The sequence below is a fragment of the Oleiphilus sp. HI0066 genome (genome assembly GCF_001635725.1).
Window position 1 is genome coordinate 23,633 of sequence record NZ_LWFH01001422.1, and the last position, 16,929, is coordinate 40,561.

General features: G+C 44.9%; 13 protein-coding genes. 9 read left to right on the top strand and 4 right to left on the bottom strand.

Annotated features, from left to right (window positions below):
- Positions 1-64 precede the first annotated feature (64 nt).
- Positions 65-775 (bottom strand): UTRA domain-containing protein, encoded by a 711-nt coding sequence (locus A3738_RS21700; RefSeq protein WP_068477077.1) that lies wholly within the window; start codon positions 773-775, stop codon positions 65-67.
- A gap of 145 nt (positions 776-920) precedes the next feature.
- Between A3738_RS21700 and phnW the strand changes: the two genes are divergently transcribed.
- From phnW to A3738_RS21720, 4 genes are read left to right on the top strand one after another with little or no spacing between them, the layout of a single operon-like run.
- Positions 921-2,045: a 2-aminoethylphosphonate--pyruvate transaminase gene (gene phnW, locus A3738_RS21705; RefSeq protein WP_231876728.1), complete on the top strand. Its 1,125-nt coding sequence runs from the start codon at positions 921-923 to the stop codon at positions 2,043-2,045.
- Between the two features lie 15 nt (positions 2,046-2,060).
- Entirely contained in the window at positions 2,061-2,876 is an 816-nt protein-coding gene (gene phnX, locus A3738_RS21710) for a phosphonoacetaldehyde hydrolase (protein ID WP_068477081.1), read from the top strand.
- Entirely contained in the window at positions 2,873-3,427 is a 555-nt protein-coding gene (locus A3738_RS21715) for an HD domain-containing protein (RefSeq protein ID WP_068477083.1), read from the top strand. The genes phnX and A3738_RS21715 overlap by 4 nt, the downstream gene beginning before the upstream one ends.
- A gap of 1 nt (position 3,428) precedes the next feature.
- On the top strand, positions 3,429-4,334 hold the full coding sequence (locus A3738_RS21720; RefSeq protein ID WP_068477085.1) for an EamA family transporter: 906 nt from the start codon (positions 3,429-3,431) through the stop codon (positions 4,332-4,334).
- 67 nt (positions 4,335-4,401) lie between these two features.
- Here A3738_RS21720 and A3738_RS21725 read toward each other — a convergent pair whose 3' ends face one another.
- The gene (locus tag A3738_RS21725) at positions 4,402-7,305 is read right to left on the bottom strand and encodes an insulinase family protein (protein ID WP_068477087.1); all 2,904 of its coding nucleotides are present in this window, start codon (positions 7,303-7,305) and stop codon (positions 4,402-4,404) included.
- Positions 7,306-7,680: 375 nt separating this feature from the next.
- Between A3738_RS21725 and A3738_RS21730 the strand changes: the two genes are divergently transcribed.
- A complete protein-coding gene (locus A3738_RS21730) occupies positions 7,681-8,925 on the top strand; it encodes a PEGA domain-containing protein (protein ID WP_068477089.1) in 1,245 nt (414 codons plus the stop codon).
- 77 nt (positions 8,926-9,002) lie between these two features.
- Positions 9,003-10,256: a response regulator gene (locus A3738_RS21735; RefSeq protein ID WP_068477091.1), complete on the top strand. Its 1,254-nt coding sequence runs from the start codon at positions 9,003-9,005 to the stop codon at positions 10,254-10,256.
- A gap of 72 nt (positions 10,257-10,328) precedes the next feature.
- Here the strand turns inward: A3738_RS21735 and A3738_RS21740 are convergent, their stop codons facing one another.
- Both A3738_RS21740 and A3738_RS21745 read right to left on the bottom strand, forming a co-directional pair.
- The gene (locus tag A3738_RS21740; RefSeq protein ID WP_068477092.1) at positions 10,329-11,252 is read right to left on the bottom strand and encodes a hypothetical protein; all 924 of its coding nucleotides are present in this window, start codon (positions 11,250-11,252) and stop codon (positions 10,329-10,331) included.
- A gap of 171 nt (positions 11,253-11,423) precedes the next feature.
- The gene (locus A3738_RS21745) at positions 11,424-12,062 is read right to left on the bottom strand and encodes an NTP transferase domain-containing protein (protein WP_068477094.1); all 639 of its coding nucleotides are present in this window, start codon (positions 12,060-12,062) and stop codon (positions 11,424-11,426) included.
- A 95-nt stretch (positions 12,063-12,157) separates the two neighbouring features.
- Here A3738_RS21745 and A3738_RS21750 point away from each other — a divergent pair, with 95 nt between their 5' ends.
- The 3 genes from A3738_RS21750 to A3738_RS21760 form a co-directional block, all read left to right on the top strand.
- Positions 12,158-14,305: a YgiQ family radical SAM protein gene (locus A3738_RS21750; RefSeq protein WP_068477095.1), complete on the top strand. Its 2,148-nt coding sequence runs from the start codon at positions 12,158-12,160 to the stop codon at positions 14,303-14,305.
- 151 nt (positions 14,306-14,456) lie between these two features.
- Positions 14,457-16,025, top strand: coding sequence for a SulP family inorganic anion transporter (locus tag A3738_RS21755; RefSeq protein WP_068477096.1), 1,569 nt, complete (start codon positions 14,457-14,459; stop codon positions 16,023-16,025).
- A 288-nt stretch (positions 16,026-16,313) separates the two neighbouring features.
- The coding region (locus tag A3738_RS21760) for a hypothetical protein (RefSeq protein ID WP_068763849.1) at positions 16,314-16,929 on the top strand (616 nt) is incomplete at its 3' end.

Below are 16,929 nucleotides of genomic sequence, written 5' to 3' on the forward strand. Positions count from 1 at the left end.
CTTGTTATGACAATTTTATGACCTCGCGTCAGTGGCAGAAGAACAAAGAATTAAACTCAACGAATTAGTTGTTAATATCAAAATTGATTGAAATGGCGTCATGACGCCATAGCTCATGATCAAATTCGAAGATCTCGCCATGCTGATTGCGATACTTGCGCTGAAACTTTAATGACGATACACCCATTGGTGCAGATAAGGCTTGAGCAACGTCATTTGGAAGTATCGATACCGAAATTTCAAAGTCTGCTTTTTGCACAGTCATTCCATACTCGCTGCGCAATAACGCATGCAGAGAACCTTCTAAATCAAACCTATCTAAGTTTGGTAGCAGGTCTGCCCGCAATAGCATTTGCTCATATAAAACGGGCCGTCCATTTAGGCTACGTAAGCGGTTCACTTGATATACAGGCTTACCAACAGCAATTTGCATTTCCGAAGCTATATAGCGGTCCGCTACGGTCAACTTAATCGAAAGGAGTTGGGTACTCGGTTGAAAACCCTGTTGCCTTGCATAATCGACAAAACTAACTCGTCCATGAACACTTGGGTCATAACGCAATTTAGGTGGGGATATAAACCAACCACGTCGGTTCTCCCGATAAATCAAGCCTTCTGTTTCTAGCAACTTCAAAGCCTCTCGGATTGTTACCCGCGTTGTTGAATGTTGCTCACTCAAGTATCGCTCAGAGGGTAGTTTCATCTCGCCTTCCCCTCTCCATCTCATGATATTTTCCGTCAGAGTCTCTTTTATTGCGTTCGCTAATGTACCCATGATTCTTTTATCTATCAGACCTCAACTGTCTGATCTCCGTATATTTCACTTTTATGAATTTTGCAGGTAAAGCGTTGACCCTTACCTAAAGGTGCACATAGTATCTCGCTCAACTGGTATATACCAATAATTTTGAGATTTACTTATGACGACCAAAATGGATGCACCGATAAACCCTTATTTACTTCTTACTCCTGGCCCTCTATCAACAAGCATCGGAGTGAGAAATGCCATGTTACGCGATTGGTGTACTTGGGATGATGACTACAAACAACTTGTTCAAGGCGTCAGACAGCGCTTGGTAAAACTTGCAACTAGTGAGGAATACCAAGACGAATACACTGCTGTGTTGATGCAAGGTAGCGGCTCAGCCTCTGTCGAAGCAACACTTGGTTCAGTCATACCCGCATCAGGACATTTAGTCATACTCGCTAATGGTGCCTATGGACAACGCATGGCAACCATGGCTTCGATCCTGAACATTCCTTTTAGTCTGATCGATTACGGAGAAACATCTCCTGTCGACCCCGCCAAACTACAACAGGTGTTAAAGGAGCTTTCCGGGGACATCTATGTCGCAATGGTTCATTGCGAAACAACGACGGGAATGCTCAACCCCATTGAGCCCATCAGTCATGTCTGCAAAGAAAACAACTGCACCTTCATTGTCGACGCTATGAGTTCTTTCGGCGGCATTCCTCTTGATCTGGCTGAGTTAAATATCGACTTTTTAATCAGTAGCGCCAACAAATGTATTCAAGGCGTCCCTGGCTTTGGGTTTGTGCTCGCAAAGCATTCCTCTATTGCCAAATGTGAAGGCCTAGCGCGCTCACACAGCTTAGATTTATTTGATCAATGGCAAGCGATGGAGAAAGACCCTGGCAAGTGGCGTTTTACATCACCAACTCATGTTGTACGCGCATTTGAGCAAGCTCTTATCGAATTAGAACAAGAAGGCGGTGTTGAAGCGCGCTATCAACGCTACTTGAAAAATAGAGATACCCTTATCGCCGGCATCGAAAAGCTTGGCTTCACAACCTTACTACAAGGTGATTTACGCTCACCATTTATTAGTACGTTTTTAAACCCGCAGTATGAAAGTTATCGCTTCAATACCTTTTATGACGGATTAAAAAAACGCGGTTTCGTTATTTACCCCGGAAAAGTAAGCCAAGCAGATTGCTTCCGAATCGGCACGATTGGCCACGTATTTCCTGAAGATATTCAAAGACTTATTCAAGCAGTTTCTGAAGAACGCTATTGGCTATAAACACGCGAGATATTTATGAACAACACAAATAACACTGTTCAAGCCGCCATTTTTGATTGGGCAGGCACCACTGTTGATTTCGGTTCTGTCGCACCGATAGAAGCGTTCAAAGCTTTATTCGAACATGAAGACATTACGGTTAGCGATGCTGACTGTCGCGCTCCAATGGGCACAGAGAAGAGCGAGCACATTCGACAAATGCTCGCCATGCCAAAGATTGCACAGCAGTGGGAGACTCTTTATCAAAGAAGCCCATCTGAAAAAGATGTACAACGCTTATACCATGAGTTTCTACCACTGCAATTAGAGACAATCCAAGAGTTTAGTCAGGTCATCCCGGGCTGTTTAGATACGATGGCCTACCTTAAGGACAAAAAGATCAAAATCGGCTCGAATACTGGTTACAACGAAGAGATGTACGCCTTAGTTGCAAAAACAGCCGAGCAACAAGGTTTCACTACCCAGTCGAATGTATGCGCTACACAAGTTAGCAAGGGGCGTCCTTACCCATATATGGCGCAAGCAGTCATGGAAGAGCTCGGTATACTTGACGCGGCGACTTGTATAAAAGTTGATGACACTGAAACGGGACTAGAGGAAGGCCGCCATGCTGGCATGTGGACAGTTGGTGTATCCATTTCAGGCAACGCCCTTGGACTGCGACAAGCGCAGTGGGAAGCGCTCAATCAGGAAGAACAGTCAAACCTAAGACAAGGTGCCGAAGAAAAACTCGCCAAAGTAAACCCGCACTACATTATCGATAGCGTCGCCGAGCTCCCAAATGTGATCGAGCGTATCAATGCACGCCTTATGAGGGGAGAGCGCCCATGAGCGAGGCAATCGCGTTAAAAAGCATCGACGAGCTATTTAGTTTATTCGAACAATATGGCAACGAGCACTATGGCGAAGGTGTCTCGCAAAGCCTACATATGCGCCAATGCGCAACACTAGCAGAACAAGAGGATGCAGGTGATGCTCTGATTGCGGCAGCCTTGTTGCACGATATTGGCCACTTTCACGCCTATGAACATAACGCAAATTACGAACAAGACTTTCACCACGAGCGGGTCGGCGTAACCATGCTTGATACGTTGTTTCCGAAACAGATCACAGACCCGATTCGATTGCACGTAGCCGCTAAGCGTTATTTGTGCGCAAAAGATGACGGTTATCTAAATAGCTTAAGTGAGGCTTCAAAACAAAGTCTTGCTGTGCAAGGAGGACCGATGACTGAAAAACAAATGCGTTCGTTCGAACAATCTAACAGCTTCAGCAATGCCATCGCATTGCGCCGTTACGATGATGAAGGCAAAAAAATCGATCAAGGTGCGGCACCGCTCAGCTACTTTCGTCCTTTATTAGAGAGACTGATTAAAAACTGATATGACCTACATTGCTGTTGTTTTGGTGCTTGCTTCTGCTTTTTGTCACGCCTTATGGAATGTCATAAGCAAGCAGCAAACACCGTCTCTCTCGTTCTTCGCGTTGGTAAGCGCTGCGGCAACCCTAATACTAAGCCCAATCGTATTGCTTAAATTCAAAAGTGTTGTTTTTGTTATTCAGCATTACCCGATAGAAATTGCACTCACGGGAATATGCCAGGCGCTTTATTTCGTTGGACTAGCGGGCGCATACCGACACGGTAATTTTTCAGTGTCTTATCCTCTAGCAAGGGCGTTACCGGTAATCTTCACACCACTCGCTGCCTTTCTACTGTTCGAATTGAAATTCAGCTTTATACAAAGCCTTTGCGCATTAGGAATTTTACTGGGCTGCATCGCGATAAGCTGGCCTCGTAAAACAGAGTATAACGAGCATCTCAGCTCGAGCTTATTACATGCCCTACTCGCTGCTATCGGAACAACAGGCTACACGCTTATTGACCAAACGGTATTAAATTCTCTCGCTAGCCAATCTCAATTTAATGAGAGTGAGAGCGTCAAAGCATTGATATACATGTGGTGTCTTTCGGCATCGTCAATGATTGCCATGTGCACAATACTCTTCGTATCTAAATCTGGAAGAGACGCGTGGCGCGATGTTGTGTCGAATAAAAAGAAGATCAGTGCCATGACAGCATTCATCATGACACTCACATACTCTTTGGTTTTGATCGCTATGCATGCGACTGAAAACGTGTCTTATCTTGTTGCTCTGAGGCAATCAAGCATCGTCATTGGGGTGATATTTGGTGTAGTTTTTTTAAAAGAGAACTTTGGGAAACTGCGCTGTCTTGGGCTCGCATTGATCATGAGCGGAATCTATTTAATGATTCCAATAGATGGGTAATTTAATCAGAAAAAATGGTTGAGAGAGTCTTAGAATACAGACCTTTCTCAACCATTTAACCGCTTGCCTATAGCTCTTGAATCTCCACGCCTAAATCACGCAATGCTTCTTCATTCGCCGAGTTAGAAACAACAGCAACACTCGCATTCTCATCTTGGAGATATGTACTAGCTACATGCTTCAAATCATCCAAGCTTACTTTAAGTACGGCTTGTCGGAATTGATCTCGCTTCGCTTGTGTTCTTCCAAACAGCTCACTATGGAAATCCCCTTTTGCTTCACCTGCAGGAGAACGAGGTTTATCTATTTGCGAAACAACACCTAATACCGCCTGTTCAAGCTGCTCAGGATCATGCTCTTCATTCAACATCCACTGAATAGATGCATCAAAATCAGACAAGGTCTCGCTCAAGCGAGGGTCTCTGTAGGAGAAAAAGCGGAATGATGCACTTGCACTATCTTGGCTAGCACCGCCACCATACGCACCACCTTGCTCACGAATAGCACGATGCAAGAAACCATTTCTCAAGAAACCACCTAACACACTCAAAGCCGGTGCATCCTCATGCTCAACCGGTACTGTAGCAAATGCTTTCGCACAGAAATTAACTTGTGTATTGGTAATCCAAGCTTGCTTATTTGCTTGACGTATTGATGGCAAACTAAAGCTTTCTGCGTTCGCCGACTCACTTAAAGCTTCTGCCTGTATTAAGCCTTTCGAAGTCTCGAGAGCTTCCGCTTCACCAACAACCAAGTACTGTCTTGGCATCGCAATAACTTTATTATGAAGCTCAGATAGTTGATCTGCTAACTGTTGCGATGCGGACTCTTCATTCAAAGAAGTATCCAGCGCTTTCAGTGATTTAATGCCTTGCAATCCACCTAGACGATAAGCCAGATTAGCTGCCGGACTCATACCGCTAGAAGCCGCACCCATTGCTAAGCTATGGCCGTTATTTACAACAGATTGTTCGCGACGCGCGCGCATCTGAGAGACTAGTTCTCGCATGCGAGAGGTCTCATCAAAACGAACATTGTTTATGTAATCATGTAAGAGACGATTCAAGGTTTGCGCATTTCGACGTAAAGCCTTACCACTGAAAACAAGCACTCCTTTAACGTCTTGCTCATCAGCACCTCCACCTTTCACACTAGAAAATGCATGAATACCACCTGTTGCAGCTGACTGCTGATTCTGCATTTCCAAATAACTCTGATCAGCAACACCTAATTCCGTGACGATAGCTGTGTAGATCGGAAGCAATTGCTGCTCTTGTTCAGACAAGGCAGGCAAGTCGAAAATGACTTGCTGGTAAATAAGACCATTCGTGCCTTGCTCATATTGCGTCAGCTTAGACGCACCCCCTACAATCGTACCTTGTGGCCTGTAAAGCTCACTCGGAACATCTTCGATACCAACTTTAGGCAAGATAGATTCATCGTCTTTCGCTTCTTGTCGAGCTTTGAGCGCTTTCGCTTTGCTCTCAACATTTTCTAACTCTTCAGGGCTCATTGCTGACTTTTTCGCAGCGAGCTCATCTTCAACCAGACTCGCACGAACAGCATCAAAGCCTTGATTTGGTTTCATTACCAAAGTCACGCGATGCGCGTTATTAAGCAGCAGTCTCTTCACTCGTGACTGGATATAATCAGGATCTTTAATCTGTTCGCGTAGGCGCTCTAAAACAGGATCTAAATCAAGTAGTGCGACCGGATCCCCGCCATGCAACATCGGCGACAACCCTGCCAAAATCAACTGCAGACCATATGGGTAGCTATCACCAGAGATCTCTCGCTGACTCAGTTCTAACTGATGAAGAACAGCCTCTAGTCGCTCTTGCGGAACACCGTTCTGTGCCACATCTTCGAGAACAGAAATCACAAGCTTTTCGAACTCTGCGACGCGCTCCGGCTCGCTTCCCTCAATGCCACAAGCAAACAACATTTCTTTATTAGAGTCTTCAAGTCCACACAACGGTGATGGTGCCTGCCCTAGTTCAGTTTGCTCGAGTGCTTTCTGCAATGGCGCTGCAGAGTTCTCGAACAACACGTTCGACAACAAGTGCGCTTCAAGATTGCTTTCTAAATCAAAGCTGTGATCGAGCAACCAAGACATCACGATGTGTGTTTTATTTTCAATACCATCGTTTTCATCAATTGGGTAATTTTCAACGACAGTGAGCGGCGCACAATAGCGTTTTTCGTCAGTCACAATAGCTAGATCATTTGAACGCTCAAAACGCGATAAGACATTGTTGTGGAATGTCTCTTGATGCTCTTCGGCTGTGATATCACCGAAGGTCATAAATACCGCATTACTCGGATGATAATGCTTGCGATAGAAAGCTTTCAGCTGATCATAAGTGAGGTCGGTAATATGTTCGGGATCACCACCACTGTTGTAATGGTAAGTCGAAGTTGGAAACACATAACGAGTGAGTGTCTGCCAAAGTTGGCTCACCGGCGAACTCATTGCGCCTTTCATCTCGTTATACACAACACCTTTATAGACCAATGGCGAATCTGCGTTACCTTCCTCTTCAAATTCTACGCGATGCCCTTCTTGAAGAAAGTCCATCTCGTCCAAGCGCGAGAAAAAGACCGCATCTAGATACACATCTAAGAGGTTATTAAAGTCTTTTTTGTTCTTACTCGCGAAAGGATAAGCCGTCCAATCACTGCTAGTAAAGGCATTCATGAAGGTGTTCAGAGAGCGGCGAATCATCATAAAAAATGGATCGCGTACCGGATATTTTTCGCTACCACACAATGCAGTGTGCTCAAGGATATGCGCCACACCTGTATTGTCAGTCGGAACAGTCTTTAGTCCTACCAAGAAAACATTCTCATCGTTCTCTGAAGCAAAGTGTAAATGTCGTGCTCCGGTGCCTTTGTGCACGTACTCTTCAGCATCTACGGCGAGAGATTCAATACGTTGTTTTCTTACAAATTCAAATTGCGGGTGGCTCATTGATCATTAACACCTTATGGTTGGCCAGACTGAACTGTTGATTGAATTAAGCTATGAAGATTAACACTGTGACAAGCAAGTGTTTATCTTGCAAGAGACAGAGACTTATTAGCACTCGTTTATAGTGACATTTTTTCGAACTTCAACTCCAAGCTTATACGTACCACTCAAAAACAATGGTTTTGTGACAAAACAAGCAAAACCCCGCAGTTAACAAGCAAAATCAATACTTTATGTCTAGACTCCAATTAATGTGAGGAGTACAAAGACCTACTCATTTTTGTTGGCCAAACCAAAGCAATGCATTAGACGTAGCCAAACACAAACGTAGTCTCGAGTTAGTCGAGTGTGTAAACGCTAAAACAGGACCCATTCATGGTCGATATTAGACCTTTATTGTTCATCAATTTTTTACTCGCCCTTCTCTTAGCAAGCGCAGGTATCGTTCATTTACACGACACTAATGCTGCGAGCACTTCTGAAGTACCACAAGTTGCTGAAGAATTAGTCGAACCAGAACTTGAGTCAGAAAAACCAGAACCAGAAAGCTCGGTTGAAACTGATGAGAACATCGTAGTTAGTGATTCCGATGACGCTCCAATCTTCGCTGATCAAGTTCCATCAACAGCTTCTATGCAGACACCTAAAACAGCGCCGCCTGTAGCAACACCTGCAACACCAGTTGCGATTAGCGGAAAACTCACCGTACGCTCCAATGTGTATGGAGATACCGTACTCATCAACGGCAAGCCATACGGGTCTAGCGCACTTGAAGTTGAGTTATCACCAGGCACTTACACAGTTGAAGTGACCAAAGGCGGTTTCCAAAACTGGCGTCAAGAAATATACATCGCAAAAAATAGCGATCAGACCATCGTCGCAGAACTCCAGCAGTACACGACCGTTAACTACCGAAACGGTGTTTGGGAGCACGGTGTACAAACTGGTGAGGGCCGCTACCAAGACGGCGCGCGCATCGACTACCAAGGTTCATTCGTCAATGGACAGTTTCATGGTTATGGCTCCGCGCGCTATGGCGATGGTTCACGCTATCAAGGTGAATGGTTTGAAGGCGAAAGAAAGGGACAAGGCACATTCGTCAGCAGCAATGGCGACACTTATGTTGGACAGTTCTCTGGTGACAAATTTAACGGGGATGGCACACAAACCAAAGCCAATGGCGACATCTATACAGGTTATTGGATCGACGGCGAGTTAAGTGGCCAAGGCTCTCTAACCACCCGAGACGGTTTACTTTATGTTGGTGGTTTTAGTGACAACCTATTCCACGGCAATGGCACCCTTACTTACCCAGATGGCGGCACATACGAAGGTTCTTTCTCTAACGGTTTGTTCCACGGCAAAGGGGTTGAAGTGTATGCCAGTGGCAAGAAATACGAAGGGCAATTTATTGAAGGCTTGTATCACGGCAAGGGTGAAATACTAAACCCTAACGGAAGCAAAATAAGCGGTACATTTAAAGATGGAGAACCTTTTGGAAAAGTAACGCTCACCACTGAAGAAGGTGAAGTGTTTACGGCACGTTCTTCAGAACCTGGTGTGTGTTATCGTCCGAAAAGCTACCGTGCAACGCAATGCCCTAAATTAGACGGCTGGTAATCGACACACGATCCGCCAAAACGCATTTATTTTACTGTTGAAATCGAGCTTTGCTCGGCAGATATAAGAGGTTAAGCATGACAATCAAGAGCGCTTTAATCGTTGATGATTCCAAAGTGGCAAGATTCGCTCTGCGCAAGTTATTGGAAAAACTAAATTTAGAAGTGAGCATGGCAGGCTCAGGCGAAGAAGCAATTGAGATTGTTGAAGGTGGTTCTGTTCCCGACGTTATATTCATGGATCAGCTCATGCCCGGCATGAACGGGGTTGATGCTGCCAAGCAAATACGAGCCATGTCGAACGCGAGTCATGTTCCTGTCATCATGTGTACCTCTAAAAAATCTGATGAGTTTTCTGAAGAAGTGATTAAAAACGGTATTTACGATGTGCTCACTAAGCCTGCTGAGCCGCACCGTGTTTCTGATCTTATTAGCCAACTCGAAGAAGACATGGCTAATGCCGCTGCGGTAAGTGCTATAGAAGAAACCAGCACTGAACTTGATGAGCTAAGCATTAGCGACAGCGAGCTTGATGTTGATATTGAAGAGATTGATCTTGAAGGCGCTGAACTTAATGAAGTTGAAACAAGCGATTTACTAGGTGAAGAGCTTGCGGTCGACGAACTCCCTGAACCTGAAAACACCCTTGCTGAGGATTCCTCTTCAGAAATCCTAGAGCCTCAAGAAGTAAATATCGAAAGCGAAGCGCCTTCTGTAGTATCTAAAGTCTCGGTCTCACAAGCAGCGGCACCTGAACTGTCTGAAGATGCAGTGATTGAAGCAGCTCGCACCGCAGTACGCAGCAGTATCAATAATCGCCTACACGACTTGTTGGCAGGTTTATTTGACGACCAACACGAGCACTTTAAGCATCTCGTTAACGAAACAAGCCAAGAACAAAAAGCTTTACTCGAAAAAGTAATGGCTGAGCATGAGCAAAGCATTAAAGAAAAGACTGATGCAATCAAAGGTGAGATAGCGACGGAAGTTAGCATGTTCATTAGCAATCAGCTGAAAGAACTTAAGTCTGATATCGTCAAACAAATCGATACCCAAGCAGCGCTAGCGCCTGACTTTGACGAACTGAAAGAACAATTGCAGAGCGCACAGCAAATCGACACGGAGTTTTGGCAAAAGATGCAAGCTGACGCGATTCAGCAAGCACATGAGATGTCCCGTCACACAGCTGAAGACATTGCCGAGCAAGCGATCGACACCTTTATCCGACGCCATAAAAAAGAAAGTGCCAAATACTATGGTTACGCTGTAGCGGTCAGTATTGGGGTATTTGCAGTCGGTCTAGCAGCGATTAGCGGCTTGATTCCAATGTAATCGCGGATTACTTTTTCAGAGTAAAAAGTAATCTCGGGCCTTTTACTCTGAAACTTCATTCATTTGAAACGACTACTCAGCAACTGCCCAATTCCCAGCATCGTCCTGACACACATCCCGCACCAAGCTCTCTTCTTCTCCGTCCGCCACAATCACCATGCTCAAACTAACGCACTTCCCTTCAGAGCCTTGATAGCGCTTCAAGACATCAACATGACCATAATTTCCGGTGGCGTCATTAGACCACGTTTTCCGACTCAAGCTTTGATCTGACAACAGTACTTTTATAGATTCTGTTACCAAATGCGTATCTTCTTGAGTGATATTTACATCACCTTTAAAACGATCAAACAATCTCTCTTCTGCGCTGGCTAGAAAATCAAACGGCGTAGTAATAATGCCTTTTAAAACCCCTTTCACTGCGCCCTTTCCGGCCTCTTCTGAGATATCCTTGGCTGTCGCAACCACTTTTTCAACTCGTGAGAGATAGCTAGGAATCTCAGCACGTGTTTTTTCAACCTGGTCTAATACTTCAGGAACCAAAGGAGCAATTTCCTTAACGGTTTGATTAGTCTGGTTCACGGTAGCGACCGCATTGTATGCGGTTTTGAGAACAAGCGGTAATTGAGCACTCACCTCTTGAATCCGAGTATCAATCGCATCGACCCGAGACAGTACATCCGGCAAGGTCGCTCGTATAGTTTCTACCTCGGTCATTATCTCAGGCACTAACTCACGATAAGCTTTAGCTTCTTCCAACACATTTGGAATAGAAGCATTCACTTTATTCACTGTTGCTAGAACATCAGGGATCTGAGAGGTAATCGGTTCAACAGTCTGACTGCTTTTATCAAGTTGCTCGAGAATTTCTGGCACCTGATCTACAACACGAATTAATGCATAACTGAAATACGCTAATGCACCAGCTAAGGCGACGAGAGACAATGAAAAAAAGATGCTTCTAGAAGAGCTTGAAGGAGCTGGATGATCAGACATAGAATATTGTTCTTTTATTAAGGTAGGTTCTAATTAATACACGCATATCACTATAGCTTGCAAACGAAGAATGAATGACGCGCCCAAATATAATCTACTGATCAATCATAATAGATCTTGTACACCGTAATACTAACTATGCGTCTTCCTTACAGCATACTCGCAATGCGCTCAGACCACGGGCCTATCGAGATTTGCTAAGTCTGCAGGCGTATCAACATCTTGTTGAACACCCCCTACTTTGCCAACTTTTACATCGTGTTCGCCAAGAAATTTCTTCGGCCGTCTACCTCCGCTCTCATACCACCGCATGAAGTCATTCATTGATTGCTTTGGGAAGTATACTGGTGGACCAATCGAATCAGGATAGGCCGAGGCATACATGCAGTTTTTCTGAATAGCATTGAGCAAGAAACGCACTAAATCAGAATCATTCAATACCGGCTGATCAAGCAACAAAATGAGCGTGCCCTGCTGGGTTTGATTAAGTAAGCTCTTCCGAGATAAACAATGCGAAAGTCCCGCATAAATACTTGCTGCCATGCCTTCTTTCCAGTTCTCACATACGACCACATCGGTCCATTTCTGAGCATCGACAGCAGAATATATTTTTTCTCTGTTCGCTCCTAAAACCAGATAAGACTTAGACTCGTACCCTGACTCGTGAAGTCGTTGTGCTAAGGTCTCCACTCGTCTCTCTGCGAGCTGCAAGAGTGTATCACCTTGAAGTTCTGCCAATTGCTTAGGTGAACCAAAACGAGACGCCTCACCAGCGGCAAGGACAAAGAAGTTTGTGAGGAAAGCAGCCATTGATTATTTTTTGATCTATTTTAACACTTCAAACACTTGGTCAAATCCATGAGTAGATATAGAATGCGCGTCTCTAACAGCAGTACCTAACCAATATGAAAGCAGACAAACACTTATTTTCTTACCCAAAATATTGGGCCGAGTGCTACGGCATCGCGCCATTCTTACCTATGTCTCGTGCCGAAATGGACGAATTAGGTTGGGATAGCTGCGATATTATTATTGTCTGTGGCGACGCATATGTCGATCACCCAAGTTTTGGTATGGCTGTTATTGGTCGTTTGCTAGAGTCGCAAGGTTTCCGTGTCGGTATTATTGCGCAGCCAGATTGGACATCAAAAGATGCTTTCCAAGAGCTCGGCAAACCCAATCTCTTCTTTGCCGTATCAGCGGGCAATATGGATTCGATGATCAATCGCTACACCGCTGATTTAAAGATCCGACATGATGACGCCTATACCCCAGATAACGTTGGCGGTAAGCGTCCCGACAGAGCAGTAACCGTATATAGCCAGCGTTGTAAAGAAGCCTATAAAGGCGTTCCTGTAATTATTGGCGGTATCGAAGCGAGCCTTCGTCGCACAGCCCAATACGATTATTGGTCAAACAAAGTACGTCGTTCAGTACTGCTAGATTCAAAAGCCGATATCCTCTTGTACGGTAATGCAGAACGTGCGGTAGCAGAAATTGCACACCGTATCTCTCGCGGCGAAACACCGAAAGAAATGACCAACATCCGTGGCACAGCAATTATCGTGAATGAACTGCCAAATGACTGGACAGGCAAAGACTCGTCTCGCTTAGATAAGCCCGGAAAAATTGACCCAATACAAAGTCCTTATATTGATACCAGCGCAAATGGTAAAGGCGAAAATTGTGAAAATGGCGCAAAAGAAATCGAGCCTGAAGACGATACTCATGTATTACGCTTTTGGCCGATTGCAGGAAAGGACAAAGAATATATCTTGCTTCCGTCGTATGAAAAAGTTAGTAGAGACCCAGTTCTATATGCTCACGCCGCGCGGGTCATCCACATTGAGACGAACCCAGCAAACGCACATACCTTGGTTCAAAAACATGGCGAACGCTATGTTTGGGTGAATCCACCACCAATTCCTCTAGAGACAGAAGAATTGGACATGGTGTTTGAACAGAACTTCCAGCGCGTTCCTCACCCGAGCTATGGCGATGCACGTATCCCAGCTTATGAAATGATTCGCTTCTCAGTGAACATTATGCGCGGTTGCTTTGGTGGCTGCTCGTTTTGTTCCATCACAGAACACGAAGGCCGAGTCATTCAAAGCCGTTCAGAAGATTCCGTAATTCGCGAGATCGAAAACATTCGGGATAAAACCCCTGGGTTTACAGGCATCATTTCAGATTTGGGTGGACCCACTGCCAATATGTACCACCTGAACTGTAAGTCGGATGAAATCCATGCCAAGTGCCACCGACTATCATGTGTCTATCCTGGTATCTGTAAAAATCTCAAAACGGATCAGTCGGCAACCACCAACCTCTATCGTCGTGCGCGAGCGGTACCTGGTGTAAAACGCATCTTTGTCGCCTCAGGTCTGCGTTACGATCTAGCCGTTGAAGATCCTGAATATGTAAAAGAATTAGTAACACACCATGTTGGCGGTTATTTAAAAATCGCGCCAGAGCATACAGAAGATGGTCCTCTCTCTAAAATGATGAAACCTGGTATGGGCACTTATCATCGATTTAAAGAGATGTTCGATAAGTTTTCTAAAGAAGCGGGTAAAGAACAGTTCTTAATCCCGTACTTTATTGCGGCTCATCCTGGGACACGTGATGAGGACATGATGAATCTTGCGTTATGGCTGAAAGCAAACGGTTTCCGCGCAGACCAAGTTCAAAACTTCTACCCGTCTCCGATGGCAAACGCCACGGCGATGTACCACACGAAGAAAGACCCTTTGCATCGTATTGATTATAAAAGCGATACCATGCCTGTACCCAAAGGTGCGATACAGCGACGTTTACATAAAGCATTCTTGCGCTATCACGATCCAAACAACTGGCCACTATTGCGAGAAGCGCTCAAGAACATGGGCAAAGCCCATCTAATAGGTTACGGTAAAAAGCATCTTGTGCCACCGACGCAGCCCAAAAGCGAAACCCGAAATGCGAAGCTAAAGAAAACTAGTGCGACTTCTAAAATGCGCAAAGGCCGCTTCCACACACAGCATACTGGTTTGCCGCCGCGTAAACATAAATAAAGACTTAACATTGGGGTCAGAGTACTTTTACTCTGACCCCAGTATTTCGAATGTTAATCAGCGATGTAAGACAGGTCGATTTGTAATCGACTCAGGCTAACTCTATAATCCGCGCCCTCTCGCCCTCCATACAAGTATTAATGAGATCCGCATGTTTGAACTATCGGCTAATCGCCAACTTAGCGTAAAAAACGACCTACTTTCAGGTCTTACCGTAGCCCTAGCACTCGTACCTGAAGCAGTTGCATTCGCATTCGTTGCAGGCGTTGAACCTCTTGTAGGTCTCTATGCTGCATTTATGGTTGGCTTAATCACATCAGTGATCGGCGGACGCCCAGGCATGATCTCTGGTGCAACAGGTGCTTTAGCCGTCGTGATGGTTTCACTTGTCGCTGCGCATGGTGTCGAATATCTCTTCGCCACAGTTGTACTCATGGGCATACTCCAAATTGCGGCAGGTATTTTCAAGCTCGGTAAGTTTATTCGCATGGTGCCACACCCAGTTATGCTGGGCTTTGTAAATGGTTTAGCGATTGTTATTTTCCTTGCTCAGCTGGGCCAATTTGGCCAACAAGGCGCTGAACAGGGCTGGCTATCCGGTACAGCATTAGAAGGAAGCATTATCGACATCGCGTGGATGGAAGGCTCTGCGCTCTACAACATGCTTGGTCTTGTCGTCTTAACGATGGCCATTATTCACTTCTTACCAAAGTTGACTAAAGCTATTCCATCGTCACTTGCCGCGATCATCGTTGTATCGCTCATTGTTATCTTTGGCGGTATTGATACACGCGTTGTAGGTGACGTGGCCTCAATTGCTGGAGGCTTCCCAAGCTTCTCGATCCCATCTGTTCCTTTCACATGGGAAACCTTAACGATTATCTTCCCTTACGCCCTAGTACTAGCTACGATCGGTTTGATTGAATCTTTGTTAACCTTAAGTCTGATCGACGAAATCACTCAAACGCATGGCAAAGGAAATCAAGAATGTGTCGGCCAAGGTGTCGCCAATACCGTAACGGGCTTCTTCGGCGGTATGGGCGGTTGCGCGATGATCGGTCAAAGTATGATTAACGTTAACTCGGGTGGCCGCGGTCGCTTGTCGGGAATCTCTGCTGCACTATTTTTACTATGCTTTATTTTGTTTACATCAAGCCTAATTGAACAGATTCCAGTAGCAGCATTGGTTGGCGTCATGTTCATTGTTGTAATTGGCACCTTCGAATGGTCAAGCTTCCGTATTATCCGTAAAGTTCCGCGTGCCGATGCTTTTGTATTAATCCTTGTATCAAGCGTCACCGTGGTTACCGATTTAGCCGTAGCGGTTGTAGTAGGTGTGATCGTGTCAGCACTCGTATTTGCATGGCAACATGCTAAGCATGTTAGTGTCAACAAATCTGAAACTAAAGAAGGCAGCAGTCTATACGAAGTAGATGGCCCCTTATTCTTTGGTTCAACTTCAAACTTCCTTGAGCAGTTTGATGTGGCAAGTGATAAAGATGATATCATTGTCGACTTTGCCCGTTCTCGTGTAGCCGATCATAGTGGACTTGAAGCAATTGACACGCTCGCTGAGCGTTATCTAAATGCCGGAAAGACCCTTCACATCCGCCACCTGAGTCCAGAGTGTCGATTGCTCTTAGAAAAAGCTGGCAATCTTGTTGAAGTCAACGTTATTGAAGATCCTAACTATCACGTTGCATCCGACAAATTAGACTAAGTTTTCGCGTAGAGACTCACACCGCTACGCACTATATTTGCGCGCAAGGCATATGCTTTGCGCACGCTCTGAATTCCCCCTCACTGAATCCTCCGTGCCTTCCCTCCCTGCTAATACTTCATAACGCAGTAAAATTCGACAAACTTTAAGAACAAATCTAGTATTTAACCTCAATGCACACCGCTGCCATTATCGGTACGGTTAATGCTTAATTTCTTGCAGCGTCATAATTTTGTAATTACGTATTCCTACTATTTACGCAACTTCATCAGTGGAGCAAAAATAAACATGAGCACTAAAGATAAGTTAGGTATCGACAAAGTTGTTAACCGTATTAACAAAGAGTTCGAATCTACCACCAAACAATTCGACAAACTCGTCAGCGAAGCCTTCAAGCAAATTGATTCGTTACAAGCACAAGTACATGAACCAATGAAAAAGCTGATGGAAGACATCCAAAAAGTCAGTGATCGCGAAATTTCCCGTGCTCAGAAAGAATTAGATAAACGCATCAAGGAATTCAACTCACTACAAGACCAACTGAAAGAAAAGCTAGGCGTTGAAAAGAAAAAAGCTGAGTCAACGATTTCTAAAGCAAAATCGACGGTTGAAAGCAAAGTAAAAACAGTAGAAAAGAAAGTTAAAACAGCCGCGAGAAAAGCCCCTGTTAAAAAAGCTCCCGCTAAAAAGACTGTTGCTAAAAAAGCAGCGACCGTGAAGAAGGCAGTAGAAAAAGACGTAAAAACTGCGAAGAAAGCCGTTGAGAAAGAAATTGAAACTGCGAAGAAAGCCGTTGAGAAAGAAATTAAAACCGCTAAGCAAGCAGTCGAGAAAGAAGTTAAAACGGTCAAGAAAGCCGTTACTAAAAAAGCTGCGCCAGCAAAAGCGGCGGCTAAGAAAGCTG

What these genes read in the sequence shown, in the direction of transcription:
- A3738_RS21740 (WP_068477092.1), bottom strand. Translation starts at nt 11,252, where the DNA reads ATGTCTGATCATCCAGCTCCTTCAAGCTCTTCTAGAAGCATCTTTTTT.
- A3738_RS21750 (WP_068477095.1), top strand. Translation starts at nt 12,158, where the DNA reads ATGAAAGCAGACAAACACTTATTTTCTTACCCAAAATATTGGGCCGAG.
- A3738_RS21720 (WP_068477085.1), top strand. Translation starts at nt 3,429, where the DNA reads ATGACCTACATTGCTGTTGTTTTGGTGCTTGCTTCTGCTTTTTGTCAC.
- A3738_RS21735 (WP_068477091.1), top strand. Translation starts at nt 9,003, where the DNA reads ATGACAATCAAGAGCGCTTTAATCGTTGATGATTCCAAAGTGGCAAGA.
- A3738_RS21755 (WP_068477096.1), top strand. Translation starts at nt 14,457, where the DNA reads ATGTTTGAACTATCGGCTAATCGCCAACTTAGCGTAAAAAACGACCTA.
- A3738_RS21715 (WP_068477083.1), top strand. Translation starts at nt 2,873, where the DNA reads ATGAGCGAGGCAATCGCGTTAAAAAGCATCGACGAGCTATTTAGTTTA.
- A3738_RS21725 (WP_068477087.1), bottom strand. Translation starts at nt 7,305, where the DNA reads ATGAGCCACCCGCAATTTGAATTTGTAAGAAAACAACGTATTGAATCT.
- A3738_RS21700 (WP_068477077.1), bottom strand. Translation starts at nt 775, where the DNA reads ATGGGTACATTAGCGAACGCAATAAAAGAGACTCTGACGGAAAATATC.
- A3738_RS21745 (WP_068477094.1), bottom strand. Translation starts at nt 12,062, where the DNA reads ATGGCTGCTTTCCTCACAAACTTCTTTGTCCTTGCCGCTGGTGAGGCG.
- phnW (WP_231876728.1), top strand. Translation starts at nt 921, where the DNA reads ATGACGACCAAAATGGATGCACCGATAAACCCTTATTTACTTCTTACT.
- phnX (WP_068477081.1), top strand. Translation starts at nt 2,061, where the DNA reads ATGAACAACACAAATAACACTGTTCAAGCCGCCATTTTTGATTGGGCA.
- A3738_RS21730 (WP_068477089.1), top strand. Translation starts at nt 7,681, where the DNA reads ATGGTCGATATTAGACCTTTATTGTTCATCAATTTTTTACTCGCCCTT.